Raw genomic sequence first — 26,728 nt, forward strand, 5'->3', positions numbered from 1 at the left:
ACCCGAGTAACCGAAAGCGAGCGCTTTGGAAACGCGGCGAAGCCGTGAAATCAGCTGTTATCCTGAGAACGTCGCGCATTCGCGCAGGCGATCAGCGATTACAAAACCGAAATCCCGGCGTGGCGGCGCCTTAAAGGGGCCCTGAAAGCCCCTGTTTCCGGGAAACAAGGCGCCGCCGGCATCACCGAGCGGTCATGCTCAATGGCGCGCCAATTCCTCCTTGAGCTTGAGCTTTCTCTTCTTGAGGGCCTGGATCATCACGACATCGGGCATGGGTCGGCACATTTCGTCATGAATTTGACGCTCCAGGCCGGCATGCTTGCTTTGCAGGGCGTTGACGTGACGACTATCCATGGACAGTTCTCCTCTTCTCCGGGGGGGGCTGAGCCGCACCCGAGCCAGCTTTTCCGCGAAGCTGACCGGGCCGAAACCCGACGACCGAATGTTCTGTCTGCCGCGGTACCCACGGCTTCTTGGCGACTCGGCATCGACGGATGCGGCGCGAAAGAGATCGAACCACATTCGCGCTATCTTGCGAAGAGTGTGATTGCTTCATATCGGTGAACTGCGTGCCGCCTGCGTTGAGTGGGCCCAACGCGAAAATAGCTGCAGACGGCCATTTGGCAGCCGAATCAGGGCTGCCGATCGAGACTAGGGAACCCCGGCGTGACCGAAGAGGAAATGCGTAAGCGCCTCGAAATGCTGAAGATCGAACACCGCGATCTCGACGCGGCGATCGATGCGCTCAATTCGGCCGGCGCCGGAGACCAGTTGCAGATCGCCCGCCTGAAAAAACGCAAACTGCGGCTGAAAGACCAGATTTCGCTGATCGAGGATTATCTGATCCCGGATATCATCGCGTAATTCGTTGGGTACGCCATTCGCATCCGCGAATGGCTTGCGGCACCAGCCCACGCCCCCACCCGACCTCCCATCCAGGATACACTGTTGTGGGAGGTCGGGTGGGGGCGTGGGCTGGTGCCGCCCAAAACGGGCGGATGCCCGTTTTGCCCGACCGTCAGGTCGGCCAACCACTTACTCTCTTTCAAAATTTCCCAATGAATTCAATTAACCGCCGTTAGCGATGAAGCGTGCCGAACGGGGACAATCGCGAAATAGGTTTGGAAATTTACCTTTGAGCGGTTGTGCGCGAGTCGTTGTTAAGAAATATCGGGCGCCGCATGTCCGAAACCGCGACCATAAACCCGCGCATTGTCGACGCCCTCTATGCGGAGGCGCTGCTGCTGTCAGACGAAGTCCGCCACGCATTCGCGCCGGCGGGCAGGCTTTCGGGCAGGCCGGTCAGCGATGACGATTTCGCGCGTGTCGCCCTCTCCAGCGAGGGACTGCGCACCACCACCCGGATGATGCATGCGATTGCCTGGCTGCTGAATCACCGCGCCTATTTCATGGGCGAGATCAGCGAATTGCAGCTGCGCCGCCATGGCCGCCTGTCCCCCGTCATGCGCCAGTCGGACGCGCGACAGCTGGCGATGCTGGAACCCGAAGTGGCCACGCTGGTGGAGACCACGCGCCGCTTTTACGACCGTCTGCTGCGACTGGAAGGCAGCTGGAAACTGGCGGACGAGAAGATGCCCAGCGCGCTGGAACAGCTGCGCGAGCGGATCGAACGCCGCCTCGCCAGCTAAGCACCTAAAACGACCTAGACGACACCTAGAGCGACCTAGACGGCACCAAGCGCCTTGTTCCACGCCGCAATCCGGCGTTCGCGCACTTCATCCGTCATCCGGGGCGCGAAAGCGCTGCGCTCGCCTGCCATCGCAGCGGCTGCCTCGCCCAGATTCGCGAACAGACCCGCCCCGCTCGCCGCCAGCATCGCCGCGCCCAGCGCGGTCGTTTCGACGAAGCCGGGCCGCTCCACCGGAATGTCCAAAACGTCGGCGATGTCCTGCGCCATCCAGTTATTGGCGCTCATGCCGCCGTCGATGCGAAGATGCGTCCAGCGCGCGCCGTCCGCTGCAAAAGCTTCGGCCAGATCGCGCGTCTGCATCGCCATCGCCTCCAGTGCCGCGCGGGCGAGATGGGCGCGGCTGGCCGCGAAGCTCAGCCCGGTGATCGCCGCGCGGGCATCGGGCCGCCAGTGGGGCGCGCCGAGCCCGGATAGCGCCGGGACGATGACGACACCGCCATTGTCCGGCACCGAACGCGCCAGCACTTCGGTCTCGCCCGCCGCGTCGATCAGGCCAAGGCTATCGCGCAGCCACTGGACCAGACTGCCCGCCACGAAGACCGACCCTTCCAGCGCATAAGTCCGCCTGCCGTCCAACTGGCAGAGCACCGTCGCCAGCAGCCGGTGGCGCGAGGTTGGCGGCGCCTCTCCCATGTTCGCGAGCACGAAAGCACCGGTGCCGTAAGTCGCCTTGGTCGCGCCGGGGGTGAGGCAGCCCTGCCCGATCGTCGCCGCCTGCTGGTCACCCGCCATGCCCGTTACCGCAATCGCCGCACCCAGCCATTCGCCGCGCGTGGTGCCCAGAGTGCCGGCGCTGTCGCAGATTTCCGGCAGGGCAGCATGCGGCACGCCGAAGAGGTCGCACAGCCCCTGATCCCAACCCTTGCCATCCAGCGCCATCAGCGCGGTGCGGCTGGCATTGCCGGCATCGGTGACATGGGCGCCGGTCAACTTGAACAGCAGCCAGGAATCGATCGTGCCCAGCGCCAGTCGCCCGGCATCGGCCGCCGCGCGCACTTCGGGCACATTGTCGATCAGCCAGCGCATCTTGCTGGCGGAGAAATAGGGATCGAGCACCAAGCCGGTCGCCGCCTGCACCGCCGGCTCATGCCCGGCCCTTCGCAAGGCCGCGCAGAAATCGTCGGTCCGCCGATCCTGCCACACGAGCGCGCGGGCCAGCGGTTCGCCGCTCGCCTTGTCCCACGCCACCACGGTCTCGCGCTGGTTGGCCAGCCCGATCGCCGCGATCCGCGCCGCCCCGCCCACTTGAGAGACCGCGTGGCGCGCGCAGGCCAACACCGATTGCCAGATTTCCGAGGCATCGTGCTCCACCCAGCCGGGCTGCGGATAGTGCTGGGTCAGCGGGCGCTGGGCCGTCGCCCGCACGCTGCCGTCGGGCGCGAAGACCATCGCGCGGTTGGAGGTCGTCCCGGCATCGATCACCAGGACCAGTTCGCCCTCACCTGCCACGCCCTTGGCCATCCACATCCCTCTTCATCGTGCACGCGGAACTCGACACCGAACCCGCAAATCACCATATCGGCGCCATGAACGCACCGGACCTGATCGACAAGCCCTATGCCGTGGCCGAGCGGATCGCCCCGCTGGTCCGCCGCGTGCTCGCGCGCAATCCCTCGCCGTTCACCTATACCGGCACCCAGACTTATGTCGTTGGCGATGGCAACGAAGTCGCCGTGATCGATCCCGGCCCGGCCGAGGACGAACATATCGAGGCGATCCTGCACGCCGTGGGCCAAGCCCGCATCGTCGCCATCGCCTGCACCCACACGCATCGCGACCATTCGCCTGCCGCCGCGCCGCTGAAGGCCCGCACCGGCGCGCCGATCATCGGCTGCGCGCCGCTGACGCTGGACGACGACGGCCCTCGCGCCGACGCCGCCTTCGATCCCGACTACGCGCCGGACCGCGTGCTGGCCGATGGCGAGGCGATCCATGGCGACGGCTGGACCCTGGAAGCCGTGGCCACCCCCGGCCATACCTCCAACCACTTGTGCTTCGCCCTGCCGGAAACCGGCGCGCTGTTCACCGGCGATCACGTGATGGGCTGGTCCACCAGCGTCGTCTCCCCGCCCGATGGCGACATGACCGCCTATCTGGAAAGCCTGTCCAAGCTCTACGAGCGTCAGCAGGACGCGGTCTATTTCCCCGCCCACGGCCCCGCCGTCGAAAAGCCGCGCCAGCTGGTGCGCGGCATGATCGGCCACCGCCGCCAGCGCGAACGCCAGATCCTGAAACAGATCGAAGCCGGCCACCACACGATCGGCGAAATGGTGCCGCGCATGTACAAGGGCGTGGATGAAAGACTATGGCCCGCCGCCGGGCGCTCTGTTCTTGCCCATCTTCTTGATCTGCAAAGAAGAAGCCTTGTAAACCGTGAAGAAGACACTTGGACGCTCGTCGCGGCGAAAGAGTAATTCGTCGAAACGGCGTATTTCCTGAATCCGTTTTCAAGTATTTCCCCCCACATCTCGAAAAAGATGGGGCCCGTGAAAACGGGTGAGTGGGGAGATTTCCATGGCAACTTTGCCGCAGGCGCGGATCGGCGCCTTTTCCTTCTGGCAGAAGATGGCGATCGGGCTTTCGGCCTTCATTGTCTTCGCCTTTGCGCAATTCGGCCTGCGCGGTTTCGTCGATTATGCCCATGCGCCGCTGGTCATGCATCTGCACGGCATGGCGATGCTGGCCTGGCTGGGGCTGCTGACCACGCAGTCGCTGCTGGCTGGGCGAGGCGGACTGGCCCTGCATCGCAAGCTGGGCTGGGCCAGCGCGGTGATGGTGCCGACGATGGTCGTGCTGGCTAGCGCCCTATGCCTGACCGCACTGCAACTGCACATGTTCCCGCCGTTCTTCACGCCGGCCTATTTTCTGGCGCTGGTCCATATAGAGGCCGCGTTCTTCGCGCTGCTGGTGGGCATGGCAGTGTCTCGCCGCAAGCAGAGCGATTGGCACAAGCGGCTGATGATCGGCTCCACCATACTCCTGATGGAACCCGCGCTGGGCCGATTGCTGCCGATGCCGCTGATCATGCCGTGGGGCGAATGGGTTTCGATGGTGATCCAGCTTGGCGTGGTCAAGCTGATCGTCCGCCACGACCGGCGCGAGATCGGCCATACCCATCCCGCCACCCTGGCCGTGGCGATGGTTGTGCTCCTGTCCCACGTCATGGTCGAACTGCTGGCGGTGACGCCCTGGTGGATCGCCCTCGCGAGCCGTCTGGCGGGTTGAGATTTTGGGAATGCCCATCCGGGCATTCCCATCGCGGCACCGGCCCACTCCCCCACCCGACCACCCACGAGTGTATCCTGATGGGTGGTCGGGTGGGGGAGTGGGCCGGTGCCGCCAAAATCCGCCTTCAGCGGATTTTCAAAAAGACTCGTGGGTTTTTCCACTTGGGCATCGCGGCAAGCGTCCCTAGATAGGCCGCAAATTCCGGCGTCGGGCATTCCGACATCGAACCGGACCGGCCAGACAGAGGGACACCATGACCGCAATTCCCGCCAACCTTTCCGGGCTCGACCTGCGTGCCGAGATCGAACGGCTGCGCAAGGAGCGCAATGCGGTGATCCTGGCGCACTATTACCAGCGCCCGGAACTGCAGGATCTGGCCGATTTCGTGGGTGATAGTCTGGAACTCAGCCGCAAGGCGGCAGAGACCGATGCCGATGTGATCGCGTTCTGCGGCGTGAAGTTCATGGCCGAAACCGCCAAGATCCTTTCGCCGGAAAAGATCGTGGTGCTGCCCGACATGGAAGCGGGCTGCAGTCTTGAAGATTCGTGCCCGCCGGAAAAGTTCGCCGCCTTCCGCGCCGCGCATCCCGATCACATCGCGCTGACCTACATCAACTGCTCGACCGAGGTGAAGGCGCTGTCCGACATCATCGTCACCAGTTCCAGCGCCGAGACGATCCTGCAGCAGATCCCCGCCGACCAGAAGATCATCTTCGGCCCGGACCGTCACCTTGGCGGCTATCTGTCGCGCAAGTTTGGCCGCGAAATGCTGCTGTGGCCCGGCGTCTGCATCGTGCACGAGGCGTTCAGCGAAACCGAACTGCTGAAGCTGAAGGCGCAGCATCCCACCGCGCCGATCGCCGCGCACCCGGAATGCCCGCCGCACATCGTCGACCATGCGGACTATGTCGGCTCCACCAGCGGCATCCTGCAATATGCCAAGACCACCGATGCCCAGACGCTGATCGTCGCCACCGAACCCCACATCATCCACCAGATGCAGCTTGCCATCCCGGACAAGACCTTCATCGGCGCGCCGGGTGCGGACGGCAACTGCAACTGCAACATCTGCCCGTACATGGCGCTCAACACGATGGAAAAGCTCTACATCGCCCTGCGCGATCTGGAGCCGCGCATCGAGATCGACGAGCAGCTTCGTCTCGACGCCAAGAAGAGCCTCGACCGCATGCTGGACATGGCCAGCGGCACCGTGGGCAAGGGCGACCTCGGCAACCGTTGAGGCGCTCCCCCAATCGCCCCCTTCGTCATTGCGAGGGGGCGAAGCCGCCGAAGCAACCCAGAGCGACGCCAACCGTGGCCCCGCCTGGCGGCGAAAAGCAGCGTGGGCTTACCGAAAGCATCTCGTCGCCCCCGCGCAGGCGGGGGCCCCGCTTTCTTCTGCCCCCTCTCGTATGCCGCAAGATAAGCGGGATCCCCGCCTTCGCGGGGATGACGGGGTTTGGGGTGGATTGGAGCCGTAGCGTAGGCACGACGGCTATATCGGATCGCCGCTTCCCAACGCCCTGCCGGGCACGATTTCGATGCCGAGACCCCGGCCGCCGGAATGCCGCCACACGCCGCTCCGGCCCACCAATACAAGCACTCGCAATTTTCTTTCTCGCAAAAACCCCGAAAATCCGCGCCTTTCCGCCCAAAAACGGAAAAAAATCGCGCTGTGCATAAATAATCGCATCCGAATCGCTTGCAGGGTCCGAAGCTCCTTGCTAGTGGCGCGCTCCTACCACGGGGCGGTTCCAAACAGCCCCGGTGATCAGTGCGGTCGTGGCGGAATTGGTAGACGCGCAACGTTGAGGTCGTTGTGGGCGAAAGCCCGTGGAAGTTCGAGTCTTCTCGACCGCACCATCACCCTGGTAAATCCCTGAAAATCGGTATTTAACAAAGCCTTCGGGCCACCGGCGCAGTGCGTCAGGCGAAAGCCGCCTTTGCGCTTCTGCCCGCTTCCCGGCTCGGGTCCGCCTGCTCACCCCGATCATGCAGCAGGTCGCGCACGATGGCGTGCGTCCGCTCATCGTCGACATCGATCGCTTGCGTGCCGTCCGCCAGCACGACCGCGCGCACGCGCATGCCCAGCCGGCGCGAGGCGCGGATGACGGCGCCGGACAGCGTTTCCATGCCCAGCCGCACCATCACGAAGCCCACCAGCCCGATGGCGCGCCAGATGCGCAGCCCTTCGCGGTCCGACGTGCGGACGCCGCGAAACACGTTCACGGCATCGACGAAGCGCGCCGATGCCATGCCGTAGAGGTCGCAGGCCACGAATTCGCCGTCCTGCATCGCAATGAAGCTGCGGCCGGCAGACGGATGCGCGGCCTCCACCGCCTCACGCCGGGTCAGCGCGAAGGCCACGTCTGCCGCCTCCAGCGCCCCAATCATCGCGTCGATCGAGTCTGCGGAGAGCAGCGCGTGATCGGCGGTGGTGACCAGCAAGGGTCCGTCCCAATCCTTCGCCGCCGCGCGCACGCTGGCGGCAATGTCTGCTTGCGCTTCCACCAGCGCCACGGTGCCGCGTCCGGGCAATTGGGTCAGCACGTCCCACACCGGATCGAACGCCTGCCGCTCCACGCAGATCGCCAGACTGGTAACGCGCGGATGCTGTGCGGCGGTCTGCAGGATATGCGCGATCAGCGGGCGGCCGGCCAGCGGCACGAGGCAGCGATGGCTCTGCCCGAAATGCTGGGCAAGCGCATCGGCCCCGCGAAGGGCGGAACGCGGTCCATGCCCGGCAAGCACTACAAGCCGCAGCGGCTGCGGTTCGTCTTCCAGGCTGTCAGGGAGATCCGTAGAAGCCATTACCTCCGCGCCTATGCCGCGCGCGTGTGACAGGGCCGTGACCTTTTGCGCGCCCATCCGGTGAATTGCTCCAGTCCCGATCATGCCTTCGTGGCAGACCGGTCCGTATCGGCGTAAAATCCCGGACGACAGCGCAGGGGCAACCAGGGGAGGACGTGCCGTGCCGGTGAAGCTCGGTGATCCGGAACGCGTAATCGTCATCGACGGTCATGCACTGGTCCGCGACGGTCTGCGCACCGTGCTGCAGCAGGCGTTCGCCTGCGCGGTGCTGGAGGCGGCGGACTTACCCGAAGCGGCCGAGCGCATGGCGGGGGCGGGCAAGGTCGATCTGATCCTGCTGGACCTGCCGGCGCCGGGGCGCGCGGGCCTGTCCGACCTCAAAACCCTGCGCGCGCGGTTTCCGGAAACACCGGTGGCCATCGTGTCCGGCCTGACCGATCCCGATGCCATCCACGGCGCACTGGCGGCAGGCGCGAGCGGGTTCCTTCCGAAATCGCTGCAGCCCGACGATCTTCTCTCCGCCTTGCGACAGGTGCTGGCGGGGGCGATCTACCGCCCTGCCCTGATCGAAACTGCCGAACGCGATGCCCATGCGGCCGAGCAAGCCTCCATCCGCGCGCGGATAGACAGCCTGACCCCGCAGCAGCGCGTGGTGCTGGGCCGGCTCACCGCCGGGATGCTGAACAAGCAGATCGCCTACGAACTGGATGTCTCGATGACGACGGTGAAGGCCCATGTCTCCGCCATCCTGCAGAAGATGCAGGTGTTCAGCCGCACGCAGGCCGTGATCCTGGCCAACCGCATCGACTTTCGCGGCTAGAGCCCCTCATCCGCAGATCAGCGCCCGCCGTTCGTGCCGGTCCGCATCGTTTCCGGCTCCGGCAACGTCTGATCGCCCTCGCCCAACTGGCGTTGCATGACGAAGACGTCCAGCCACTTGCCGTGTTTCCAGCCCGCCGCCGCCAGCGTGCCCACCGGGCGAAAGCCGGCGCGGGCGTGGAGCACCACCGATGCCGGCTCGCTCTCCGCGATCACCGCGAAGGCCTGCCGGAACCCGCGCGCCTCGCACTGGTCCAGCAGAGCGCCCAGCAACTGACTGCCGATGCCGCGCCCGACGCAGCCCGGCTCGACATAGATCGTCGTCTCCACGCTATAGCGATAGCCGGCGCGCGGGCCGTAGCGCTGGGCGAAACCGAAGCCGATCACGCGGCCGTCCCCGTTGCCGTCGCGCACCAGCAGGAACGGGTATCCGCCATCCAGCGTCGCGCCGATGCGGCGGCGCGTTTCCAGTTCCGCAGGCGGTTCGGTTTCGAAAGTCGCGGTGCTTTCCAGCACGTAGTGCGCATAGATCGACGCGATGGCCCCGGCATCGTCCGGCCGGGCGTCGCAGATGGTCAAATCCCCGTTCATCGTCACAAATATGCAGCATACAACGAAGCCTGCCAAGTTGTCCTGCCACGTTGCGACATGGCCCCGGCTTCCCTAAACGTCAGGACGATGGAGCTTCGCACGTGCAACCTGGCTATCCTTGGCGGCGGTCTTGCCGGATCGCTGATCGCGCTTGCCATGGCGCGTCACCGCCCGGAATTGCGCGTTCTTCTGATCGAGCGCGGCGAAACATTGGGGGGCGAGCACGTCTGGTCCTTCTTCGAAAGCGACCTGACGCCGGCCGCGCGTGAACTGGTCCTGCCGATGGTCGCCGCGCGCTGGCCGGGGTACGATGTGCACTTTCCCGGTTTCTCCCGCCACCTCTCCACGCCTTACGCCAGCGTCACCAGCCGCAATCTCGATGCCGCCGTACGCGCGGCGGTGCCGGAGGGCACGCTGCTCACCGGCGCGGAAGTCCGGCACGCCGCCCCCACATCGGTGACGCTGACCGATGGGAGCAGGATCGAGGCCGACGCCGTGATCGACGCACGCGGTACGCGCGGGTTGCCGCACATGGCCGGCGGCTGGCAGAAATTCGCCGGGCAGATGCTGCGCACCGCCCGGCCGCACGGGCTGGAGCATCCGGTGGTGATGGACGCGCGCGTGGAACAGGCGGACGGCTACCGCTTTGTCTATGCCCTGCCCTTCTCCGCAAACGAGATCTTCCTTGAGGACACTTATTATGCCGACAGCCCGGTGCTGGACCTTCTCCTGCTGCGCGGCCGCATCGCCGACTATGCGCGCGCTGCCGGCTGGGACGTCACCGCTGTGGAATACGAAGAGACCGGCGTGCTGCCGGTGATCGCCGATGGCGATTTCGAACGTTTCTGGGCCGCCGGCGAAGCGCCGGAAATGGCACGCGCCGGGGCCCGTGCAGCTCTGGTTCATCCGCTGACGTCCTATTCGCTTCCCGACGCCGCCCGTTTCGCGCATCATCTGACCACTCTCGACAAGCTCTCCGGCATCAGCCTAGGAAGGGTCAGCCATGCATGGGCCGCAAACCATTGGCGCGGGGGGCGCTATTACCGGATGTTGACTCGCATGCTGTTCGCCGCCGCACCGCCGGGTGCGCGATGGCGGGTACTCGAACGATTCTATCGCCTGCCGCAGCCGCTGGTGGAGCGTTTCTACGCCGGCCGCTCCACGATGGCGGACCGGGCACGACTGCTGATCGGCCGCCCACCGGTGCCGCTGGGCGCGGCGCTGGCCAGCCTTTCGGGCGGGGGCAGGCCGCTTGCCGACCTGGGACTTGAGCGGGGTCCGGCATGATGACCACCGTCATTTCCAGCAGGGCCTGTGTGGTCGGCGGCGGTTTCGGCGGGCTTGCCCTCGCCATCCGCCTGCAGAACGCCGGCGTCGAAACCACCCTGATCGAAGCGCGCGATGCCGTGGGCGGGCGCGCCTGGGTGCGCGAGGTGGACGGCTTCACTTTCGACGGCGGCCCCACCGTCATCACCGACCCCGCTGCCCTGCGCGAACTCTGGGCGCTGTCCGGCCATGACATGGCCGACGATGTCGAGATCATGCCGGTCATGCCGTTCTACCGGCTCAACTGGACCGACGGCGTGACGTTCGATTATTCGAACGACGACAATGTCCTGCGCCGCGAAATCGCCCGCGTCGCCCCCAACGATATCGGCGGGTACGAAGAATTCCTCCACTACGCCGAAGGGGTCTATCAGGAAGGCTACGTGAAGCTGGGGCACCAGGCGTTCCTGGATTTCTCCAGCATGGTGAAGGCGGCGCCGGCACTGGCCCGCTATCAGGCGTGGCGATCGGTCTATTCGATGGTCTCGCACTATGTGAAGGACGAGCATCTGCGCCAGGCGCTCTCGTTCCACACGCTGCTGGTGGGCGGCAATCCGATGACCACCAGCGCGATCTATGCCTTGATCCACAAGCTGGAAAAGGACGGCGGTGTCTGGTGGGCGCGCGGCGGCACCAACAAGCTGGCGCAGGCGATGGCCCGCCAGTTCGAACGCATCGGCGGCACCATCCGGCTGGGCGACAAGGTCGCGCATATCCACACGGTGGGCGACCGCGTGACCGAAGTGGAATGCGAAAGCGGCTGGAAGGGCCGGTTCGACGCGGTGGCCAGCAATGGCGACATCATGCATTCCTATCGCGATCTGCTGGCGGGCAGCCTGCGCGGGCAGGAAATGGCGAAGAAGCTGGCGCACAAGCGCTTCTCGCCCAGCGTCTTCGTCGTCCATTTCGGGCTGGAGGGCACCTGGCCGGGCATCCCGCATCACAGCGTGCTGTTCGGCCCGCGCTACAAGGGCCTGCTGGACGACATCTACGAACACGGCGTGCTGCCGCGCGATTTCTCGATCTATCTGCACCACCCCAGCGTCACCGATCCGTCGATGGCGCCGGCGGGCAAGAGCACGTTCTATGCGCTTGTCCCCGTGGCCAACATGGGCAAGCTGCCGGTGGACTGGAACGAAGTGGGCCCGGTGCTGGAACGGCGCGTGCTGGCCGAAGTCAGCCGCCGCCTGATCCCCGATCTGGACGACCGCATCGTCACCAAGTTCCACTATGCCCCGCCCGATTTCGAACGCGACATGAGCGCCTACAAGGGCAATGCCTTCAGCCTGGAGCCGCTGCTGACGCAAAGCGCGTGGTTCCGCGGCCATAACCGCGATGACAAGCTGAAGAACTTCTACCTCGTCGGCGCCGGCACCCATCCCGGCGCGGGCATTCCCGGCGTGGTCGGCAGTGCCAAGGCGACCGCCAAGCTGATGGTGGAGCAATTGCGATGAGCCGCGAAGTCAACGCCCTCAACACCGCGTGGGGCTGGACCGGCGTGACTTTCGCCGAAGTGGTGGCGCACAGCCTGATGGGGCATCTGCTGGTTACCGACAAGGCCGGCGCGTTCCATTATGTCGATCCCGAAATGGGCACCGTCACCCTGCTGGGCGACGAAGCGGCCGCGCGCGATCACATGGCGCTGGAGGAAACGCAGGCGATCTGGCGCGCCGATGCGCTGATCGATGCGGCGACGAAGCGGCTGGGCTGGACGGGGATGGGGGAAGTCTACAGCCTGACGCTTCCGGCCCTGATCGCGGGCGACTATGCGCCCGAGAACCTGATCAGCATCGATCTGGTCAAACTGATCTACCTAACCGGCGACCTGGCGCGGCAGACACGCGATCTGCCCGATGGTGCGGCGGTACAACTGAAGGTTATCGACTGAAATGAAGCGTATCGCCGTCTATTGCGGTTCGGCCACCCCTGCCGACCCGCGCTACATCGAACTGGCCCGTGAAGTGGGCGCCACGCTGGCGCGCAAGGGCATCGGCGTGGTCTATGGCGGCGGCCGGCTGGGCCTGATGGGCGCCGTGGCGGCCGGTGCGCTGGCCGAAGGCGGCGAAGTGATCGGCGTGATTCCCGAAGCGCTCGTCGGCGGCAACGGGCGCGGCGGTGAGGTCGCCAACAACGACTGCACCGAACTGCACATCGTGAAGACCATGCATGAGCGCAAGGCGGAATTCACCCGCCTGTCGGACGGCTTCGTGGTCATCCCCGGCGGCGTCGGCACCATGGACGAACTATGGGAAGCGGTCAGCTGGGCGCAGCTGGGCTATCACGACAAGCCGGTGGGCGTGCTCAATTCCTTCGGCTTCTACGACCTGCTGCTGGCCTTCAACCGCCACATGGCCGAAGTGGGCTTCGTCCGCCCGGCGCATCAGGGCATCATCATCGACGATACCGAACTGGAACCCCTGTTGACGCGCATGGCGGCGCATGAGCCGATCGTGCCGATCGTCAAAATGGATCCCAGCACGCTCTAGGACCGGCCATGACGTCCGATCGCGCAGACCTGGTGCAAGCCGCGCAAAGCTCGATCCGCAAGGGTTCGAAAAGCTTTGCCGCGGCCAGCCGGCTGTTCGATCGGACCACGCGCGAACGCGTGTGGCTGCTCTATGCCTGGTGCCGGGCCTGCGACGATATTGCCGATGAGCAGGACCACGGCCGGGCCGCGCGCCGGGCTCCCTTGGGCACACGCCTCGCCCCGCAGGACCGGCTGGCGACGATCCGCACGCTGACCGAACTCGCGCTTGCGGGCGAAGGCACCGGCACCCCGGCCTTCGACGCGCTGGGCCAATTGCGGCGCGAGGTGCCGATCGCCGATGGATTGATCGAGGACGTGCTGGCCGGCTTCGCGCTGGACGCCAGCGGATGGCGCCCACGCAGCGAGGCGGACATGCTGCGCTATTGCTATCACGTGGCCGGCGCGGTGGGCGTGATCATGGCGCTGGTCATGGGCGTGGACCCGGCCGACGACGATACGCTGGACCGCGCCTGCGACCTTGGCATTGCCTTCCAGCTGGCCAACATCGTGCGCGACGTCTGGGAAGATGATGCGCTGGGCCGCTGCTATCTGCCGGAGGAATGGCTGGCCGAAGCGGACATTCCGCCCGGCGAAGTGACCAAGCCCCACTATCGCGGCGCGCTGGTGCCGCTGGTGGCGCGCGCCTGTGCGCTGGCGCGGGACTACGAAGCCTCCGCGCGTGTAGGCGCGGCGCGGCTGGCTTTCCGTCAACGCTGGGCGGTGCTGGCCGCCGCCGATATCTATGGCGACATCGCGCGCGAAGTGGAGAAACTGGGCGCTCATGCCTGGGACCACCGCGTGCGCGTATCCGGCCCGCGCAAGGCGGCGCTGCTCTGGCAATCGTGGCGCGAAGCACGTGCAAGGCTGCAGCCGGAAACGCAGGCGCCGCGCCCGGCCGTGTCCCGGCGCGAACTTGCCGACATGGCCCACCGGCGCCCGCCACCCAGCCCAAACTAAACCTTCAAAGGCAGCTTGCACCACAAGCGAAACAGACCGGTCGGTTATCCCGGCCGGTCTGTTTCGCTTGTCTATCGTATTGAACGGTGGACCCGAAGGGCGGCAGCGGGATGCGCGCAAGGGCGATTCGCGGTCGCATCCGGACCATGCCCGGCACGCCGCGGCGCGGCAACAGCTGCAAACGTTGCAATCTGCCGCCTGCCCCTCCCCTGAGACGAGTTGCATTCGCCGCATTCATTTGCAGCCAAGTGAGGCCTTGCGCGTTTGTACCGGTATCTCACCAAGGAGAAGATGCCATGCTTTTCACCATAGCCGCCATCCTCATCATTCTGTGGCTGCTGGGCTTCGTCGTATTCCACGTTACGGGCGCGCTGATCCACGTGCTGCTGGTCGTCGCGATCGTCGTCGGACTGGTGCAGCTGTTCCGTGGTCGAAGGGTCTAGAGCAGTTTCCGATCCGATTGCATCGGATCAACTGCTCTAAGCTTCTGGTTTGACGCATTTTCCGAGTCATCAGATGATTCCATCTGATTGGAAAATGCTCTAACCACCATAGCGGAATGACATTCGGGGGTGGTGCGCCCCCGAATCACCGTCAGAACTCGTGTCCCGCCGCTGGCGGATGGGCCTTGTAGAAGCCCGGCGGATTGACCCGGCGGAAAAGCTGCCCTTTCTCCGAATAGAGCACCAGCGCCAAAGAGGTCAGCCCGCAGACCACCATCGCCGCCAGGATCGGCCGTGCCGTGCCATCATACGCCTGCCCGATCAGCGATCCCAGCGCCGCGCCCAGCACCGTCCGCACGAACGACATGACAGAGGCCGCCGCCCCCGCGATCCGCGCGAAGGGCTGGAGCGAGATAGCCTGGAAGTTCGCGCCGATGAAGCTCATCATGCACATCGTCGCCGTCATCAGCGGGATGAACATCCACAGGCTTTCACCCCGCATCGCCAGCACCAGGTGGATCGCGGCGAACAGGATGTAGCAGCACAGCGCCGCGTGAGAGACGCGCCGGGCGCCAAACCGCTCCACGATGCGCGAATTGGCGAAGTTGCTGCAGGCCATGACCAGCGCCATGCCGCCGAACACCACCGGAAACAGCGTGCCGGCGCCGAAATGTTCACCCACCAGCTGCTGGGCGGAGTTGATGTAGCCGAACAGTGCGCCCTGCACGAATGCCGCGCCCAGGAAGTATCCCAGCGAGGCGCGCTCCTTCATCGCCATCACCATGTTGCCGGCGATCACGCGCGGCCGGATCGGCTGGCGATAATCGGCGTGGAGCGTTTCCGGCAGGCGCATCCAGCTCCAGACCAGCACGATCACGCCCATCGTGCACATGATCCCGAAGATCCAGCGCCAGCCGGCGAACAGCAGCACGGTCTGCCCGATCATCGGCGCCACCATCGGCACCACCATGAACGTCATCGCCACCAGCGACTGCGTGCGCGCCATCCGGTCGCCATCAAACCGGTCGCGCAGGATGGTCATCGGCATGACCATCATCGCCGAACAGAACGCCCCCATGAACCCGCGCGCGATCAGCAGCAGCATGAAACTGCCGGAAATCGCGCAAAGGAAGGCGGTAATCACGTAAGCCGCGATCGCGGTCAGCACCACCGGCCGCCGCCCGAACCGGTCCGCCAGCGCGCCGGGAAACAGCGATCCCAGGCCGGAGCAGATCAGGAAGACGCCGACGATAAGCTGCCGCTGGTTGGGATCGGTCAGTCGCAGATCGTGCGAAATCGCGCCCAGCGCGGGCAACATGACATCGATCGAAAGCGCCATCAGCGCCTGGAGCGAGGCCATCAGCAGGACGAATTCGACTTCCCCCATGGGGAAGCGGTCGGACCTGACATCGGGGGCATCGGGGGAACGCATGACTTGCCCATGCCGCATGTGCGAAGCGAGCGCCAGCCCTAAGGGCGCTCAGGCGCAACCTTCGACATAGGCAAGCACGGGCATCGTGCCGACGTGGATCGCGCTGACCTTGCCCTCGTGATCGATTTCGAACCGCAGCGCGGGATCGCCGCTCTTGGCGTTGGGCGCGGTCAGGTACTTGGCCGGCGCCGCCTCGTACTTGTGCGGTTCCGCGCGGAAGCCGGCGAACCACTTCGTCACATCCGCCTCGCTGGAACCGACGCCCACGCCTTCGACCAGCTTGACCTGCGATCGCTCACCCACCGTGATGCGCCGCACCTTGCCCTGCTCGACGATGGCATAGACGCCCGGATAGTCCGGCGAGGTGACCGTGCGACAGGTGTCGGACGCCTGCGCCCCGCGCTCTGCCCAGGACGATCCGGCCGGTACCGGCTCACCGATGCGCAGATCGCCCAGCCCTTCCAGTGCCAGCACGTTGGTACCGGCCGCAGGCGCGGCGGACGTCGGAGCCGTGGGGACCTCGGTTACGGCCTCATCCGGCACAGCCGGCGCGGTCGCCGTCTCGCTGGCCTGCTCGGGCGCCTTGGCGGGTTCGGAGGAACAGGCCGCAAGGGCCACGGCGAGCAAGGATGCGGCGAGGAGGTTTCTCATCTCAAGGGAACGGAGGAGTGCGATGGAGGTTCCGAGCGACCGGCTTGGACCAAGTCTCCCCTTCCATCCCGCTCATCCTGAGCGGGATGGAGGGGTGGAGCGACCACTGCCCCTCATCCTGCCAGCTTCGCGATCAGCGCCATGGCTGCCGCCGGGTTCCTCTGTTTGTCGCCGGCGATGAAGAAGACGAAGACATCCTTGCCGTCTTTCGACCAGCCCCGGATTTTCCCCGCCCACGCGTCGAGTTCGGCGTCGGGATAGCCCTGCTCGATCTCGGCGCGGGCGTTTTGCAGGCGGGCGTAGACGAAGGGCGCGGCGTCCGCTGCCGCTTCGAAGGCCGGGTATTTCGGGCTTTCCGCCAGAATCACCGCCACTCCGGCCTTGCGCGCCAGATCGAAGAAGGCGGGATCGTCGAAGCTTTCGTGCCGGGCCTCGATGGCGTGGCGCAAATGCAGACCCTCATGCTCCTTCGGAAGCAGGGCGAAGAACGCGGCGATCTCGTCCGCGTCGAACTTCTTGGTGGCGGCAAGCTGCCAGTTGATCGGGCCCAGCTTCTCGCCCAGTTCGACGATGCCCTGTTCGACGAAGTTGGTCACGCTCTCGCCCGCTTCGGCAAGGTTCTTGCGGTTGGTGCAATAGCGCGACCCCTTCAGCGTGAAGCGGAAACCGTCCGGCACCGTATCGCGCCACTTGATGTAGCTGGCGGGTTTCTGGCGGCCGTAGAAGGTGGCGTTGATCTCCGTTCCGGTCAGGTTCTGGCCGACATATTCCAATTCGCGCGCCTTGGAGACGGTCTTGGGGTAGAAGGTCTCGCGCCAGGGGTCATAGCTCCAGCCGCCGATGCCGATGTGGACGCTGCCCTGATTATCTGCGCTCATGCCCAACCTCTCCTTGGTGCTCGCCAAACCCAACTTGCCCTGTCATGGGCCTGAAAAACAGGAGAATACGACATGTCGGGCGACGACGAAGACTATATCTACGACGAAGAGAGCGGCGAATGGCTGCCCGCATCCGAACTCGCGGCCAAACGCGCGGCGGCGGACACCATCGAAGTGCGCGACGCGGTGGGCAACCTGCTGGCCGATGGCGACGCGGTAACGCTGATCAAGGATCTGGACGTGAAGGGCGCCGGCCAGACGCTGAAGCGCGGCACGCTGATCCCCTCGATCCGGCTGACCGGCGACGCGCAGGAAATCGACTGCAAGTATCCCGGCATCAAGGGTCTGGTGCTGCGCGCGGAGTTCGTGCGCAAGCGGTGATCCAGGCGAGGCGCGCCCTCCCCCTTACCGCTTCGAAAGTCGGCGGCGGTTGGCCCTTACGCGCTTGCGATAATGGCGCACGGCCTTGTGCGCCGCGCGTTCGGGCGTCGTCGGGCCGCCCCAGAACAGCTTGGCCGCCAATTCCGCATTGGCCTGCACCTTTTCGGTGACCATGCGCACGTTTTCATGGCTGCTGCCGCGCCCGGTCATCATGTCCGAGGTGCGCATTCCGATCACCATCATGGAATCGGCCCATAGCAAATAGCTGTCGGTGGCCAGCTTCATCCAGTCGGCGGTGGGGTTGCGCATGGAATCGAGGCTCCTGAGGGGGCCCTCATCCTAGCACCCCATTCCGCAGGTGCGAAGGCGGAAGACCCCGCTTTTCTTGCAATGCAGCGCAAAAAGCGGGGTCTCGGGAATTGCAGCCGAACTCAGTCGTGCTCTCGGCCGCCCGCGCCCATGTAGAGTTCGCTGCCGGTTTCCTTGAACACCTTGCTCATCTCGGCCATGCCCGCCTCTGCCTCAAGAATGGCCAGCTTGCCGCCTTCCTCGGCGGCGATGAAGCCGGTGCTCGGCTGGTTCTGCTTCGCCGCGAAGTCCCGCACTTCCTGGCTGATCTTCATCGAACAGAACTTCGGCCCGCACATCGAACAGAAATGCGCGGACTTGGCACCCTCGGCCGGAAGCGTCTGGTCGTGGTACTGCTCGGCGGTGTCGGGATCGAGGCTGAGGTTGAACTGGTCGCGCCAGCGGAATTCGAAACGGGCGCGGGACAGCGCATCGTCTCGGACCTTGGCGGCCGGATGGCCTTTGGCCAGATCGGCGGCATGGGCGGCCAGCTTGTAGGTGACGACGCCCACTTTCACGTCGTCGCGGTTCGGCAGGCCAAGGTGTTCCTTGGGCGTGACGTAACAGAGCATCGCCGTGCCGTACCAGCCGATCATGGCCGCGCCGATGCCGCTGGTGATGTGGTCGTAGCCCGGCGCAATGTCGGTCACGAGCGGCCCGAGGGTGTAGAACGGCGCCTCGCCGCAAGCCTCAAGCTGCTTGTCCATGTTCTCCTTCACCTTGTGCATCGGCACATGGCCCGGCCCCTCGATCATCACCTGCACGTCCTGCGCCCAGGCGCGCTTGGTCAGTTCGCCAAGGGTGTAGAGTTCGGCGAACTGCGCCTCGTCATTGGCGTCCGCGATCGAGCCGGGGCGCAAGCCGTCGCCCAGCGAGTAGGCGACATCGTAGGCCTTCATGATCTCGGTGATCTCGTCGAAGCGTTCGTAGAGGAACGATTCCTTGTGATGGGCAAGGCACCACTTGGCCATGATCGAACCGCCCCGGCTGACGATGCCGGTCACGCGCTTAGCAGCGAGCGGCACGAAAGGCAGGCGCACGCCGGCGTGGATGGTGAAGTAGTCCACGCCCTGTTCGGCCTGTTCGATCAGGGTGTCGCGGAACACGTCCCAAGTCAGGTCCTCGGCAATACCGCCGACCTTTTCCAGCGCCTGATAGATCGGCACGGTGCCGATCGGCACGGGCGAGTTCCGAATGATCCATTCGCGGGTGTCGTGGATGTTGCGCCCGGTGGACAGGTCCATCACCGTGTCCGCGCCCCAGCGGATCGACCAGACCATCTTGTCCACCTCGCTCGCCACATCCGAGGCGACGGCGGAGTTGCCGATATTGGCGTTGATCTTGACCAGGAAATTGCGGCCGATCGCCATCGGCTCGCTTTCGGGGTGGTTGATGTTGGAGGGGATGATGGCCCGGCCGCGCGCCACTTCTTCGCGCACGAATTCGGGCGTCACGTAGTCCGGGATCGCGGCACCCCAACTTTCACCATCTCTGGCCTGCCCGTCACGCGCATATTCCTTCAGCATCGCGCGGCCGAGGTTCTCACGCTCGGCGACGTATTCCATCTCCGGCGTGATGATGCCTCGGCGGGCGTAGTGCATCTGGCTGACGTTCATGCCGGGCTTGGCGCGCAGCGGGCGCTTTACCACGTTGGGGAACGCCGGAACGCCGCCCGAACGGTCCGGGCCGAGCTGGCCGTTGTCCTCCGGTTTCACCGCGCGGGCCTCGTAATCCTCCACGTCGCCGCGGGCGAGGATCCATTCGCGGCGTTTGGCGGCAAGGCCGGCGGCAATGTCGATGGTTACGCTGGGATCGGTGTAAGGACCGGAAGTGTCGTAGACACGAACTGGTGCCTCGCCCGATCCGGGTTCAAGGTGAATTTCCCGCATGGCGACGCCAAGCGGCCCGACATGAATCTTCTTCGACCCGCGAATGGGTCCGGTGGTAACGCCGATTTCCAGTTTGGAATTGATGTCGGCCATAAGCGATTTTCCTTCGACTTATGGACGAAAGAAAGGTCGCGACAGAAGTGTCCTGTGGCCCGCCCTTCCCTCCGCCCGTGTTAACGGGTTCAGGTTCAACGGGTCGGGCAGCGTGACCTGCCCCTCTCAGCCATTTGTTTCCGTTCGGCTTTCGGGATTCGAAAGCCTTGGGCACAAGCTCCCCGGGGATGGCGGGACGATAGACGCGGCTTTTTCCTGCGTCTAGGGCCCGAAGCAGACATGCCGATGATCTATCGCCTTGACGCGCCCGCCCGCGAAGTTGCCCGCACTTTCGGGTTCGATGCAGGCGACGATCCCTGGCCCGGCGGCTCGGTTTCGGCGGGCGGCTTTGCGCCGGTGATCACCATGGGGCGCGAATTCGTGGCGGGTCCACGCCCGGAAAAGCGCCTGCCGCGCCGGATGATTCCCCGCCTCTGGGGCGTACCACCGCCGCCGCAGGGCTGGGATGAAAGGCGCCACGGCATCCTCACCGTGCGCAGTCTGGAAAGCCCGTTCTGGATCGGCAACTTGCGCAACAGCGAGTTTCGCTGCCTCGTGCCCGCCAGCGCTTTCATGGAATGGGGCAAAGTGGATCCGCGTGACGGCAAGCGCCGCCAGTGCTGGTTCGGCGCGGCGGACCAGCCGATCTTTGCGATGGCGGCGGTGTGGAAGGACAGCGAAGTGCCCAGCTTCGCGCTGCTCACCACCCCCGCCAATGCCGCGCTTCGGGCCGAGGGGCGCGATACGATGCCGGTGATCCTGCCCGCCGATCCCGCCGCGCACGATCTGTGGCTGAGGGGCGACTGGAAGCGCGCGGCGGAACTGGTTGCGCCTTATTCGTCCTCGCTCACCTCGCTGCGGGTCGCCGGATAGCGGCACCGTGGAGGGGGAGCCCGATCTGGACGGTCTGCTAGCCGCCATCCGCGCCTGCCGCGTCTGTGCCGATTCCCTGCCGCACCCGCCGCGTCCGGTGGTGCAGGCCGGCAGCGGCGCGCGGATTCTGGTGATCGGTCAGGCGCCGGGCAGCAAGGTCCACGCCAGCGGCATTGCCTGGGATGACGACAGCGGAGACCGCCTGCGCGACTGGACCGGCCTTTCGCCCGAAACCTTCTACGATCCGCAGCGCGTGGCGCATATGCCCAGCGGCTTCTGCTATCCGGGCAAGGGCAGCGGCGGCGATCTGCCGCCGCGTCCGGAATGCGCGCCGCTGTGGCATCCGCGCCTGCGCGCCGCTCTGCCGGACGTGCGGCTGACGCTGTTGGTCGGCCAATACGCACAGAAACGCTACCTGCCGCGCGGATTCGCGCCGAACCTGACCGAAGCCGTCCGCCAGTGGCGCGATGCGCCCGAAGGGTTTTTCCCCCTGCCCCATCCCGCATGGCGCAGCCGCCTGTGGATGGCGCGGAATCGCTGGTTCGAGAATGAGCTGCTGCCCGAACTGCAGGCGCGCATGAGGAGCGCGCTGGCGGACTGAGGCCGCCACCCCGATCCGCTACCTATGGATAAAGGCGGCCCGCCCCCTTGCGCCCCGCCGCCCGGCTTTGCCATTAGGCCCCTCGTGAGCGCCAACATCGTGATCGGGCAGATGCCGCAGGGCGAACCGATCGAGATCGACATCAAGGAACTTCTCGCGACCCGCCTGCTGGTGCAGGGCAATTCCGGGTCCGGCAAGTCGCACCTGCTGCGCCGCCTGCTGGAAGAGAGCGCGCCGATCGTGCAGCAGGTGGTGATCGATCCGGAAGGCGACTTCGTGAGTCTGGCCGAGGAATTCGGCCACGTGGTGATCGACGGCGCTGCTTATGCGGAGGCGGAGATCGTCCGCCTTGGCGCGCGCATCCGCCAGCATCGCGCCTCGGTCGTGCTGGCGCTGGACGAGCTGGAAATCGACCAGCAGATGAAGTGCGCCGCGCAGTTCCTGAACGCCCTGTTCGATGCCCCGCGTGAGCAGTGGTATCCGGTTCTGGTGGTGGTGGACGAAGCGCAGATGTTCGCGCCCGCCGCCGCCGGCGAAGTCACCGAAGAGGCGCGCCGCGTCAGCCTGGCGGCAATGACCAACCTGATGTGCCGTGGCCGCAAGCGCGGTCTGGCGGGCGTCATCGCCACCCAGCGTCTCGCCAAGCTTGCCAAGAACGTGGCGGCGGAAGCCAGCAACTTCCTGATGGGCCGCACCTTCCTGGACATCGACATGATCCGCGCGGCAGACCTGCTGGGCATGGAGCGGCGGCAGGCGGAATCGATCCGCGATCTTGCGCGCGGCCAGTTCCTGGGCCTTGGCCCGGCAATCAGCCGCCGCCCGGTGGCGGTCAACATCGGCACCGTGCGCACCGGCGCCAAGTCGATCACGCCCGGCCTGATGCCGCTGCCCACCGCCTCTACCGACGAACTGCGCGAGCTGCTGCACGACAATCTGCACGTGGAGCCGGAGCGGCAGGAGTTCCACCGCCCGCCGCCGCGCCCGGTGATCGATGTGGAGGACCTGTCCGCCTCCATCGAGCAATCGCCCACCCTCGCCGCCGCCCCGCCCCCGCGCCCCGAGCGCCCGGAGCCGGAGCCCGAGGAAAACCGCGCGGCGATGGTCGAAATCCTGAACCTGATGGCGAAGGACGACGATTGCGCGTTCCAGCCGGCCACCACGCTGTTCCAGGACTTCACGATCCGCTGCCGCATGAAGGGCATTTCGGTGCGCGGGCTGGACGCCACGACCTTCCGCCGCGGCTTCGCCGCCGCGCTGGCAGGGATCGAGGACCCGGACGACGAAAAGTGGTTCGACCTGTTCAATCTGGCCAAGCACGTGCCCGACGATGCGCTGGCGCCGTTCTATCTGATCGCGCTCGCCGCGATGAACGATCAGCCCTGCCCGGACGACATGGTGCTGGCCAGGACTTACGGCACCAGCAGCCCGCGCCGCGTGCAGCGACTGCTCGATTTCCTTGAGAAGGACGGGCTGATCGTCGTGCGCACGGACTTTTCCGGCAAGCGCTCCGTCGGCCTGCCCGATCTGGGGGTTACCACCGCGCCCGTCGAGGCGTAGAAGGGTCTCATGGCCGAGATCGTCAACCTGCGCATGGCCCGCAAGGCCAAGGCCCGTTCGGAAAGCAAGGTGCAGGCAGACGCCAATCGCGCGCAGCACGGCCGCAGCAAGAACGAGCGCAAGGCCACCGAGGCGGAAGTCGCCCGGATCGACCGCGTAGTCGATGGAGCCAAGCGCGAACGACCAGAGGACAAGGCCTGATGCGCACCACTTCAGGCGAAGCTTCGGTGCGGCTCTACCACCTTGACGGCGGCCCCGAGGGCGGCGGGGTGACCACGCTGTTCTACGGGTCGTTATGGGAAGCGATGGAGGTCGCCTCTCAGCAGACCGAGGACGTGCAGGACGGCCTGTTCATCGCCACCGACAATGACGTGATCGCCTATCTGGACCTGCTGGAAGGCTAAACCGCCAAAGCTCCTCCCCCACCGGGGGAGGTGGCAGCGCGCAGCGCTGACGGATGGGGCTTTCGGCAGCGCTGTGCCAGCCCCCTCCACCACCCTTCGGGCGGTCCCCCTCCCCCACGGGGGAGGACCTGCATCAGTTCAGAACCGCGCCTGCAGCCCCGCTGCGACATAGTGGTCGCCCACGTTGCCCTTCACATCGATATGCGGAAACACCGGCATCGATACCGTGCCATAGGACCGCACATTATCCCCGCTCAGCCGCGCGCCGACGCCAAGCGCCAACAACATCGGCAGGCGATAGGTCGCCTCCACCTTCGCGAAGACCTTGGTGCCGGAATCGTCGCACTTGCCGCCGGACACCTGATCGCCGCTCTGCTTGCTGAAGCAGTCGCCATTGTCGTGGTAGTAGTTCGGATGATCGCGGTCGTGGAAGAACAGGCCGACGCCCGGCGTGATCGCGAAGCCGCCGTCCTGGACCACCGGCACGCCCACGGCCAGTTCGCCGCCCCAATCGCCTTCGGAACGGGCGACGTTGGCCTCTGCGGTCACGACATCGGCCATGGCAGGCGTGGCGGCGGCAAAGCCGGCAAGCGCGGTCAGCGCGGCGAGTGCGAATTTCATGATATGTCCTTGATCTGAAAAATGTGACCCGGACGCCGAGGGTTAGGATTCCCGCCCCTGCCGAGGCAAGCCGTGCGGATTCGATCCACCCCGGCCAAGGCTCGCCCCACCCGAAAGATATGCGCCCGAAACGGAGACGCGGCCTTGTTGGGCCCGATGGAGACGGGCAGAAAGAGCCTTCATCGCCGGGAGATGCGCCTATGCTTTTCGAGCAAATCGCAACGGGGGGCTGCCAGTCCTACCTCCTCGCCTGCCCGGAAACGCGCGCGGCGGTGCTGATCGATCCCGAACAGTCGCAGATAGATCGCTATATGGGTCTGGCCGGGCAGATGGGCGTTCACGTCCGCTACGTGCTGGACACGCATACCCACGCCGATCACTTCTCTGCCAGCCGGGAGCTTGCCCACCTGCTCCATGCCCCGGTGGTAATGAACCGGCTGAGTCCGGCGCCCTATGCGGACATGCGGTTGGATGACGGGGATACGCTGATCGTCGGCAACTTGCGCCTGCGCGCGATGCATACGCCGGGGCACACGCGCGATTCCCTGTGCCTCGTCGCGGCGGACCGGGTGTTCACCGGCGATACCCTGCTGATCGGCGGCACCGGCCGCACCGACCTGCCCAGCGGCGATCCCGAGGCGCTGTTCGACAGCCTCTTCGGCAAGCTGCTGACCCTGTCGGCGGATAAGCTGGTCTACCCCGCGCACGACTACAAGGGCCGCAGCCACTCGACCATCGGCGCCGAGATTGCCGAAAACCCGCGCCTGCAGAAGACCGATCGGGCCGAATTCGTGGCGATGATGCAGCAACTGGACCTCGCCGCGCCGACCCATCTGACCGAGGCACTGCGCACCAACATGCATGGCGGCAAGACGGTGGCCCAACTGCTGGCCGAGGCCGCCGCCAAAGTGCCCTTCATCGCGCTGGAGGAACTGGCCGCGCGGATCGGCCGCAATGGCAACGCCCTGGTCGTGCTGGACGTGCGCGAGAAGGACGCGTTCGAGGCAGGCCACGTCCCCGGCGCGATCCACCTGCCGCGCGGCCAACTGGAACTGCGCGTCAACGCGATGCTCTGCGATCCTACCGTGAAGATCGTGACCTGCTGCGAGTTCGGCAAAATCTCGACGCTGGCGGCAGCCACCCTGCGCGACCTCGGTTTCCCCCGCGCCAGTGCGCTGGATGGCGGGATGCAGGCCTGGCGCGAGGCGGGGTATGCGTTGGAGGGGTAGGTCGGCCGCGACTAAAATGCGGGCTTTCGGGAACGCATCTAAGCTGCCGTTCCGGTTACGCCTCAAAGCGCTGAACGGCCGAGAATGGCAGGGACAGAATGGGGAATGGCTGGTTCTGGCGTGACCTGCCATTCCAAACACAATCGCTAACGGCGCTTTCTGGTCGAAACCGGGATAGCTGCCGGTCCGGTCCTGGGCATCGAAATTTGGCGGCTGAACGGCAATGAAGGGTCGACGGCGGGAAGGCAGCCACGCTGCCGCCCATTGCAGCCCCTTTCGAGTCCCATTAATCTTGCTGAAACTTGCCATGCACGAACGGTCACTGGCGCCCACACGACCGAAACAGATCAGCCGCGAGGATCGCGATCCCGCGTTGAGGTGCATTCAAGACCATTCACGTTAGTAGCCCAATGGGCGCAGTTCGCGGACAAGATCGATCAGCAGGCGCAGGCCTACTGGCACCTGGCGGCGACCGGGATAGTAGATGTGCATGGCCGGACCGGGAGAGGCCCAGTCCTCCAGCACGATCTGCAGCTCGCCGCGCGCCACCTCGCGGGCAATGGCGGGTTCGGGAGCGTACATGATCGCCGCGCCATTGAGTGCCAGTGCGCGGGCGGTGTCGCTGGAGTCAATCGTGATCGCGCCGGGCACGGCAAGGGCAACCAATTCCGATCCGCGATCGAACTCCCAGCGATAGATCCGGTCGTCTCCCAGACGTATCTGCACGCAGCGATGCGCAAGCAGATCGTCGGGATGACGGGGTATGCCGAAGCGCTCGAAATAGGCCGGTGCGCCAACAGCTACCCAGCGGATGGGCGCTGAGAGACGCTGCGCGATCATGTCTTCGGGCACCGTGCCGCCATAACGGATTCCTGCATCGAAACCGCCGCCAACTATATCGTCGATGCTGTTCGATACGCGCAGGTCGATCTCGACATCGGGATAGCGGTCGAGAAAGGCAGGCATGATCGGCGCGATCAGATATGTCGCGGCGATGTCGAGCACATTCAACCTGATGCGCCCGGCCGGCGATCCCCGGAAGCGGTTCAGGACATCGATGGCATTGTCGATCCGGTCGAACGGTTCGGCAATCTCGCCAAGCAGTTCCTCGCCTGCCGCAGTCAGCGTCACGCTGCGATTGGTCCGGTTGAACAGGCGGACGCCGATGCTTTCCTCCAGACCGCGCAGCGAATGGCTGATCGCCGAGGTGCTAACCCCGATTTCCAGCCCCGCCAGCCGGAAATTGCGATGCCGCGCGATGGCGAGGAAGTATCCGAGGCTCGCGATATCCGAACGCCGAAATCGCGATTTGCGGCCGGGCGGGGTCCGGGGTTCGTTGTCCATCGTGAGGTCGGGTC

General features: G+C 65.6%; 30 protein-coding genes and 1 tRNA gene. 20 read left to right on the forward strand and 11 right to left on the reverse strand.

Annotated features, from left to right (window positions below; translation table 11 throughout):
* Positions 1–198: 198 nt before the first annotated feature.
* On the reverse strand, positions 199–522 hold the full coding sequence (locus ACZ1JC_RS26480; RefSeq protein ID WP_465137324.1) for a DUF465 domain-containing protein: 324 nt from the start codon (positions 520–522) through the stop codon (positions 199–201).
* A 144-nt stretch (positions 523–666) separates the two neighbouring features.
* On the opposite strand from ACZ1JC_RS26480, the gene ACZ1JC_RS26485 reads away from it, so the two are divergent.
* The gene (locus tag ACZ1JC_RS26485; protein WP_395395682.1) at positions 667–864 is read left to right on the forward strand and encodes a YdcH family protein; all 198 of its coding nucleotides are present in this window, start codon (positions 667–669) and stop codon (positions 862–864) included.
* A gap of 317 nt (positions 865–1,181) precedes the next feature.
* Entirely contained in the window at positions 1,182–1,649 is a 468-nt protein-coding gene (locus tag ACZ1JC_RS26490; RefSeq protein WP_465137323.1) for a DUF1465 family protein, read from the forward strand.
* A gap of 35 nt (positions 1,650–1,684) precedes the next feature.
* Here ACZ1JC_RS26490 and glpK read toward each other — a convergent pair whose 3' ends face one another.
* Positions 1,685–3,172, reverse strand: coding sequence for a glycerol kinase GlpK (gene glpK / locus ACZ1JC_RS26495; protein ID WP_465137322.1), 1,488 nt, complete (start codon positions 3,170–3,172; stop codon positions 1,685–1,687).
* 65 nt (positions 3,173–3,237) lie between these two features.
* Between glpK and ACZ1JC_RS26500 the strand changes: the two genes are divergently transcribed.
* The 4 genes from ACZ1JC_RS26500 (at position 3,238) to ACZ1JC_RS26515 (ending at position 6,802) form a co-directional block, all read left to right on the forward strand.
* Positions 3,238–4,125: an MBL fold metallo-hydrolase gene (locus ACZ1JC_RS26500; RefSeq protein WP_465137321.1), complete on the forward strand. Its 888-nt coding sequence runs from the start codon at positions 3,238–3,240 to the stop codon at positions 4,123–4,125.
* 100 nt (positions 4,126–4,225) lie between these two features.
* Entirely contained in the window at positions 4,226–4,936 is a 711-nt protein-coding gene (locus ACZ1JC_RS26505) for a hypothetical protein (RefSeq protein ID WP_465137320.1), read from the forward strand.
* A gap of 256 nt (positions 4,937–5,192) precedes the next feature.
* A complete protein-coding gene (gene nadA, locus ACZ1JC_RS26510) occupies positions 5,193–6,179 on the forward strand; it encodes a quinolinate synthase NadA (RefSeq protein ID WP_465137319.1) in 987 nt (328 codons plus the stop codon).
* A 536-nt stretch (positions 6,180–6,715) separates the two neighbouring features.
* Positions 6,716–6,802: transfer RNA gene (locus tag ACZ1JC_RS26515), tRNA-Leu, on the forward strand.
* Between the two features lie 63 nt (positions 6,803–6,865).
* On the opposite strand, the gene ACZ1JC_RS26520 is transcribed toward ACZ1JC_RS26515, so the two are convergent.
* Complete coding sequence (locus ACZ1JC_RS26520) at positions 6,866–7,750, reverse strand: NTP transferase domain-containing protein (protein WP_465137318.1); 885 nt, start codon at positions 7,748–7,750, stop codon at positions 6,866–6,868.
* Positions 7,751–7,910: 160 nt separating this feature from the next.
* Here ACZ1JC_RS26520 and ACZ1JC_RS26525 point away from each other — a divergent pair, with 160 nt between their 5' ends.
* Positions 7,911–8,570, forward strand: coding sequence for a response regulator (locus ACZ1JC_RS26525; RefSeq protein ID WP_465137317.1), 660 nt, complete (start codon positions 7,911–7,913; stop codon positions 8,568–8,570).
* A 17-nt stretch (positions 8,571–8,587) separates the two neighbouring features.
* Here ACZ1JC_RS26525 and ACZ1JC_RS26530 read toward each other — a convergent pair whose 3' ends face one another.
* Positions 8,588–9,160 carry an N-acetyltransferase family protein gene (locus ACZ1JC_RS26530; RefSeq protein WP_465137316.1) on the reverse strand — a complete coding sequence of 191 codons (573 nt, stop codon included), beginning with the start codon at positions 9,158–9,160 and terminating at the stop codon, positions 8,588–8,590.
* 87 nt (positions 9,161–9,247) lie between these two features.
* Between ACZ1JC_RS26530 and crtY the strand changes: the two genes are divergently transcribed.
* The 6 genes from crtY to ACZ1JC_RS26560 all read left to right on the forward strand — a co-directional run bounded on the left by crtY (position 9,248) and on the right by ACZ1JC_RS26560 (position 14,413).
* On the forward strand, positions 9,248–10,447 hold the full coding sequence (gene crtY / locus ACZ1JC_RS26535; protein ID WP_465137315.1) for a lycopene beta-cyclase CrtY: 1,200 nt from the start codon (positions 9,248–9,250) through the stop codon (positions 10,445–10,447).
* Complete coding sequence (locus ACZ1JC_RS26540; RefSeq protein ID WP_465137314.1) at positions 10,444–11,940, forward strand: phytoene desaturase; 1,497 nt, start codon at positions 10,444–10,446, stop codon at positions 11,938–11,940. The genes crtY and ACZ1JC_RS26540 overlap by 4 nt, the downstream gene beginning before the upstream one ends.
* On the forward strand, positions 11,937–12,374 hold the full coding sequence (locus ACZ1JC_RS26545; RefSeq protein WP_465137313.1) for a hypothetical protein: 438 nt from the start codon (positions 11,937–11,939) through the stop codon (positions 12,372–12,374). Before ACZ1JC_RS26540 ends, ACZ1JC_RS26545 begins: the two co-directional genes overlap by 4 nt.
* Before the next feature lies 1 nt (position 12,375).
* Positions 12,376–12,972 (forward strand): LOG family protein, encoded by a 597-nt coding sequence (locus ACZ1JC_RS26550; protein WP_465137312.1) that lies wholly within the window; start codon positions 12,376–12,378, stop codon positions 12,970–12,972.
* 8 nt (positions 12,973–12,980) lie between these two features.
* A complete protein-coding gene (locus ACZ1JC_RS26555; RefSeq protein ID WP_465137311.1) occupies positions 12,981–13,970 on the forward strand; it encodes a phytoene/squalene synthase family protein in 990 nt (329 codons plus the stop codon).
* A 296-nt stretch (positions 13,971–14,266) separates the two neighbouring features.
* Positions 14,267–14,413: a lmo0937 family membrane protein gene (locus tag ACZ1JC_RS26560; protein ID WP_395327998.1), complete on the forward strand. Its 147-nt coding sequence runs from the start codon at positions 14,267–14,269 to the stop codon at positions 14,411–14,413.
* A 151-nt stretch (positions 14,414–14,564) separates the two neighbouring features.
* Here ACZ1JC_RS26560 and ACZ1JC_RS26565 read toward each other — a convergent pair whose 3' ends face one another.
* From ACZ1JC_RS26565 to ACZ1JC_RS26575, 3 genes are all read right to left on the reverse strand, one after another.
* Positions 14,565–15,845 carry a multidrug effflux MFS transporter gene (locus ACZ1JC_RS26565; protein ID WP_465137310.1) on the reverse strand — a complete coding sequence of 427 codons (1,281 nt, stop codon included), beginning with the start codon at positions 15,843–15,845 and terminating at the stop codon, positions 14,565–14,567.
* 48 nt (positions 15,846–15,893) lie between these two features.
* Positions 15,894–16,496, reverse strand: coding sequence for a hypothetical protein (locus tag ACZ1JC_RS26570; protein WP_465137309.1), 603 nt, complete (start codon positions 16,494–16,496; stop codon positions 15,894–15,896).
* 113 nt (positions 16,497–16,609) lie between these two features.
* Positions 16,610–17,374: a DUF72 domain-containing protein gene (locus ACZ1JC_RS26575; RefSeq protein ID WP_465137308.1), complete on the reverse strand. Its 765-nt coding sequence runs from the start codon at positions 17,372–17,374 to the stop codon at positions 16,610–16,612.
* Positions 17,375–17,446: 72 nt separating this feature from the next.
* Here ACZ1JC_RS26575 and ACZ1JC_RS26580 point away from each other — a divergent pair, with 72 nt between their 5' ends.
* A complete protein-coding gene (locus ACZ1JC_RS26580) occupies positions 17,447–17,755 on the forward strand; it encodes an alkylphosphonate utilization protein (RefSeq protein WP_132387184.1) in 309 nt (102 codons plus the stop codon).
* A 24-nt stretch (positions 17,756–17,779) separates the two neighbouring features.
* Here the strand turns inward: ACZ1JC_RS26580 and ACZ1JC_RS26585 are convergent, their stop codons facing one another.
* The gene (locus ACZ1JC_RS26585; RefSeq protein WP_465137307.1) at positions 17,780–18,064 is read right to left on the reverse strand and encodes a hypothetical protein; all 285 of its coding nucleotides are present in this window, start codon (positions 18,062–18,064) and stop codon (positions 17,780–17,782) included.
* A gap of 122 nt (positions 18,065–18,186) precedes the next feature.
* Positions 18,187–20,085 (reverse strand): phosphomethylpyrimidine synthase ThiC, encoded by a 1,899-nt coding sequence (gene thiC / locus ACZ1JC_RS26590; RefSeq protein WP_465148422.1) that lies wholly within the window; start codon positions 20,083–20,085, stop codon positions 18,187–18,189.
* Between the two features lie 246 nt (positions 20,086–20,331).
* On the opposite strand from thiC, the gene ACZ1JC_RS26595 reads away from it, so the two are divergent.
* The 5 genes from ACZ1JC_RS26595 (at position 20,332) to ACZ1JC_RS26615 (ending at position 23,520) form a co-directional block, all read left to right on the forward strand.
* Positions 20,332–20,958, forward strand: a complete 627-nt coding sequence (locus tag ACZ1JC_RS26595) for an SOS response-associated peptidase family protein (protein WP_465137305.1) — start codon at positions 20,332–20,334, stop codon at positions 20,956–20,958.
* Between the two features lie 7 nt (positions 20,959–20,965).
* Positions 20,966–21,559, forward strand: coding sequence for a uracil-DNA glycosylase family protein (locus tag ACZ1JC_RS26600; RefSeq protein ID WP_465137304.1), 594 nt, complete (start codon positions 20,966–20,968; stop codon positions 21,557–21,559).
* Between the two features lie 84 nt (positions 21,560–21,643).
* A complete protein-coding gene (locus tag ACZ1JC_RS26605; protein WP_465137303.1) occupies positions 21,644–23,116 on the forward strand; it encodes a helicase HerA domain-containing protein in 1,473 nt (490 codons plus the stop codon).
* 9 nt (positions 23,117–23,125) lie between these two features.
* Positions 23,126–23,317, forward strand: coding sequence for a DUF4169 family protein (locus tag ACZ1JC_RS26610; protein ID WP_465137302.1), 192 nt, complete (start codon positions 23,126–23,128; stop codon positions 23,315–23,317).
* Positions 23,317–23,520, forward strand: coding sequence for a hypothetical protein (locus ACZ1JC_RS26615; protein WP_465137301.1), 204 nt, complete (start codon positions 23,317–23,319; stop codon positions 23,518–23,520). The genes ACZ1JC_RS26610 and ACZ1JC_RS26615 overlap by 1 nt, the downstream gene beginning before the upstream one ends.
* A 138-nt stretch (positions 23,521–23,658) precedes the next feature.
* On the opposite strand, the gene ACZ1JC_RS26620 is transcribed toward ACZ1JC_RS26615, so the two are convergent.
* Positions 23,659–24,141 carry a hypothetical protein gene (locus ACZ1JC_RS26620; protein ID WP_465137300.1) on the reverse strand — a complete coding sequence of 161 codons (483 nt, stop codon included), beginning with the start codon at positions 24,139–24,141 and terminating at the stop codon, positions 23,659–23,661.
* A gap of 200 nt (positions 24,142–24,341) precedes the next feature.
* Here ACZ1JC_RS26620 and ACZ1JC_RS26625 point away from each other — a divergent pair, with 200 nt between their 5' ends.
* Positions 24,342–25,370, forward strand: a complete 1,029-nt coding sequence (locus tag ACZ1JC_RS26625; protein WP_465137299.1) for an MBL fold metallo-hydrolase — start codon at positions 24,342–24,344, stop codon at positions 25,368–25,370.
* A 399-nt stretch (positions 25,371–25,769) separates the two neighbouring features.
* Here ACZ1JC_RS26625 and ACZ1JC_RS26630 read toward each other — a convergent pair whose 3' ends face one another.
* The gene (locus tag ACZ1JC_RS26630; protein WP_465137298.1) at positions 25,770–26,714 is read right to left on the reverse strand and encodes a LysR family transcriptional regulator; all 945 of its coding nucleotides are present in this window, start codon (positions 26,712–26,714) and stop codon (positions 25,770–25,772) included.
* Positions 26,715–26,728: the final 14 nt, after the last annotated feature.

The organism is Sphingomonas sp. BL-S-28 (genome assembly GCF_055521515.1).

Coding starts and splice junctions, on each gene's coding strand:
- ACZ1JC_RS26480 (WP_465137324.1), bottom strand. CDS start 522: ATGTGGTTCGATCTCTTTCGCGCCGCATCCGTCGATGCCGAGTCGCCA.
- ACZ1JC_RS26490 (WP_465137323.1), top strand. CDS start 1,182: ATGTCCGAAACCGCGACCATAAACCCGCGCATTGTCGACGCCCTCTAT.
- glpK (WP_465137322.1), bottom strand. CDS start 3,172: ATGGCCAAGGGCGTGGCAGGTGAGGGCGAACTGGTCCTGGTGATCGAT.
- ACZ1JC_RS26500 (WP_465137321.1), top strand. CDS start 3,238: ATGAACGCACCGGACCTGATCGACAAGCCCTATGCCGTGGCCGAGCGG.
- ACZ1JC_RS26505 (WP_465137320.1), top strand. CDS start 4,226: ATGGCAACTTTGCCGCAGGCGCGGATCGGCGCCTTTTCCTTCTGGCAG.
- nadA (WP_465137319.1), top strand. CDS start 5,193: ATGACCGCAATTCCCGCCAACCTTTCCGGGCTCGACCTGCGTGCCGAG.
- ACZ1JC_RS26520 (WP_465137318.1), bottom strand. CDS start 7,750: ATGGCTTCTACGGATCTCCCTGACAGCCTGGAAGACGAACCGCAGCCG.
- ACZ1JC_RS26530 (WP_465137316.1), bottom strand. CDS start 9,160: ATGAACGGGGATTTGACCATCTGCGACGCCCGGCCGGACGATGCCGGG.
- crtY (WP_465137315.1), top strand. CDS start 9,248: ATGGAGCTTCGCACGTGCAACCTGGCTATCCTTGGCGGCGGTCTTGCC.
- ACZ1JC_RS26540 (WP_465137314.1), top strand. CDS start 10,444: ATGATGACCACCGTCATTTCCAGCAGGGCCTGTGTGGTCGGCGGCGGT.
- ACZ1JC_RS26545 (WP_465137313.1), top strand. CDS start 11,937: ATGAGCCGCGAAGTCAACGCCCTCAACACCGCGTGGGGCTGGACCGGC.
- ACZ1JC_RS26550 (WP_465137312.1), top strand. CDS start 12,376: ATGAAGCGTATCGCCGTCTATTGCGGTTCGGCCACCCCTGCCGACCCG.
- ACZ1JC_RS26555 (WP_465137311.1), top strand. CDS start 12,981: ATGACGTCCGATCGCGCAGACCTGGTGCAAGCCGCGCAAAGCTCGATC.
- ACZ1JC_RS26560 (WP_395327998.1), top strand. CDS start 14,267: ATGCTTTTCACCATAGCCGCCATCCTCATCATTCTGTGGCTGCTGGGC.
- ACZ1JC_RS26565 (WP_465137310.1), bottom strand. CDS start 15,845: ATGCGTTCCCCCGATGCCCCCGATGTCAGGTCCGACCGCTTCCCCATG.
- ACZ1JC_RS26570 (WP_465137309.1), bottom strand. CDS start 16,496: ATGAGAAACCTCCTCGCCGCATCCTTGCTCGCCGTGGCCCTTGCGGCC.
- ACZ1JC_RS26575 (WP_465137308.1), bottom strand. CDS start 17,374: ATGAGCGCAGATAATCAGGGCAGCGTCCACATCGGCATCGGCGGCTGG.
- ACZ1JC_RS26580 (WP_132387184.1), top strand. CDS start 17,447: ATGTCGGGCGACGACGAAGACTATATCTACGACGAAGAGAGCGGCGAA.
- ACZ1JC_RS26585 (WP_465137307.1), bottom strand. CDS start 18,064: ATGCGCAACCCCACCGCCGACTGGATGAAGCTGGCCACCGACAGCTAT.
- thiC (WP_465148422.1), bottom strand. CDS start 20,085: ATGGCCGACATCAATTCCAAACTGGAAATCGGCGTTACCACCGGACCC.
- ACZ1JC_RS26595 (WP_465137305.1), top strand. CDS start 20,332: ATGATCTATCGCCTTGACGCGCCCGCCCGCGAAGTTGCCCGCACTTTC.
- ACZ1JC_RS26610 (WP_465137302.1), top strand. CDS start 23,126: ATGGCCGAGATCGTCAACCTGCGCATGGCCCGCAAGGCCAAGGCCCGT.
- ACZ1JC_RS26615 (WP_465137301.1), top strand. CDS start 23,317: ATGCGCACCACTTCAGGCGAAGCTTCGGTGCGGCTCTACCACCTTGAC.
- ACZ1JC_RS26620 (WP_465137300.1), bottom strand. CDS start 24,141: ATGAAATTCGCACTCGCCGCGCTGACCGCGCTTGCCGGCTTTGCCGCC.
- ACZ1JC_RS26625 (WP_465137299.1), top strand. CDS start 24,342: ATGCTTTTCGAGCAAATCGCAACGGGGGGCTGCCAGTCCTACCTCCTC.
- ACZ1JC_RS26630 (WP_465137298.1), bottom strand. CDS start 26,714: ATGGACAACGAACCCCGGACCCCGCCCGGCCGCAAATCGCGATTTCGG.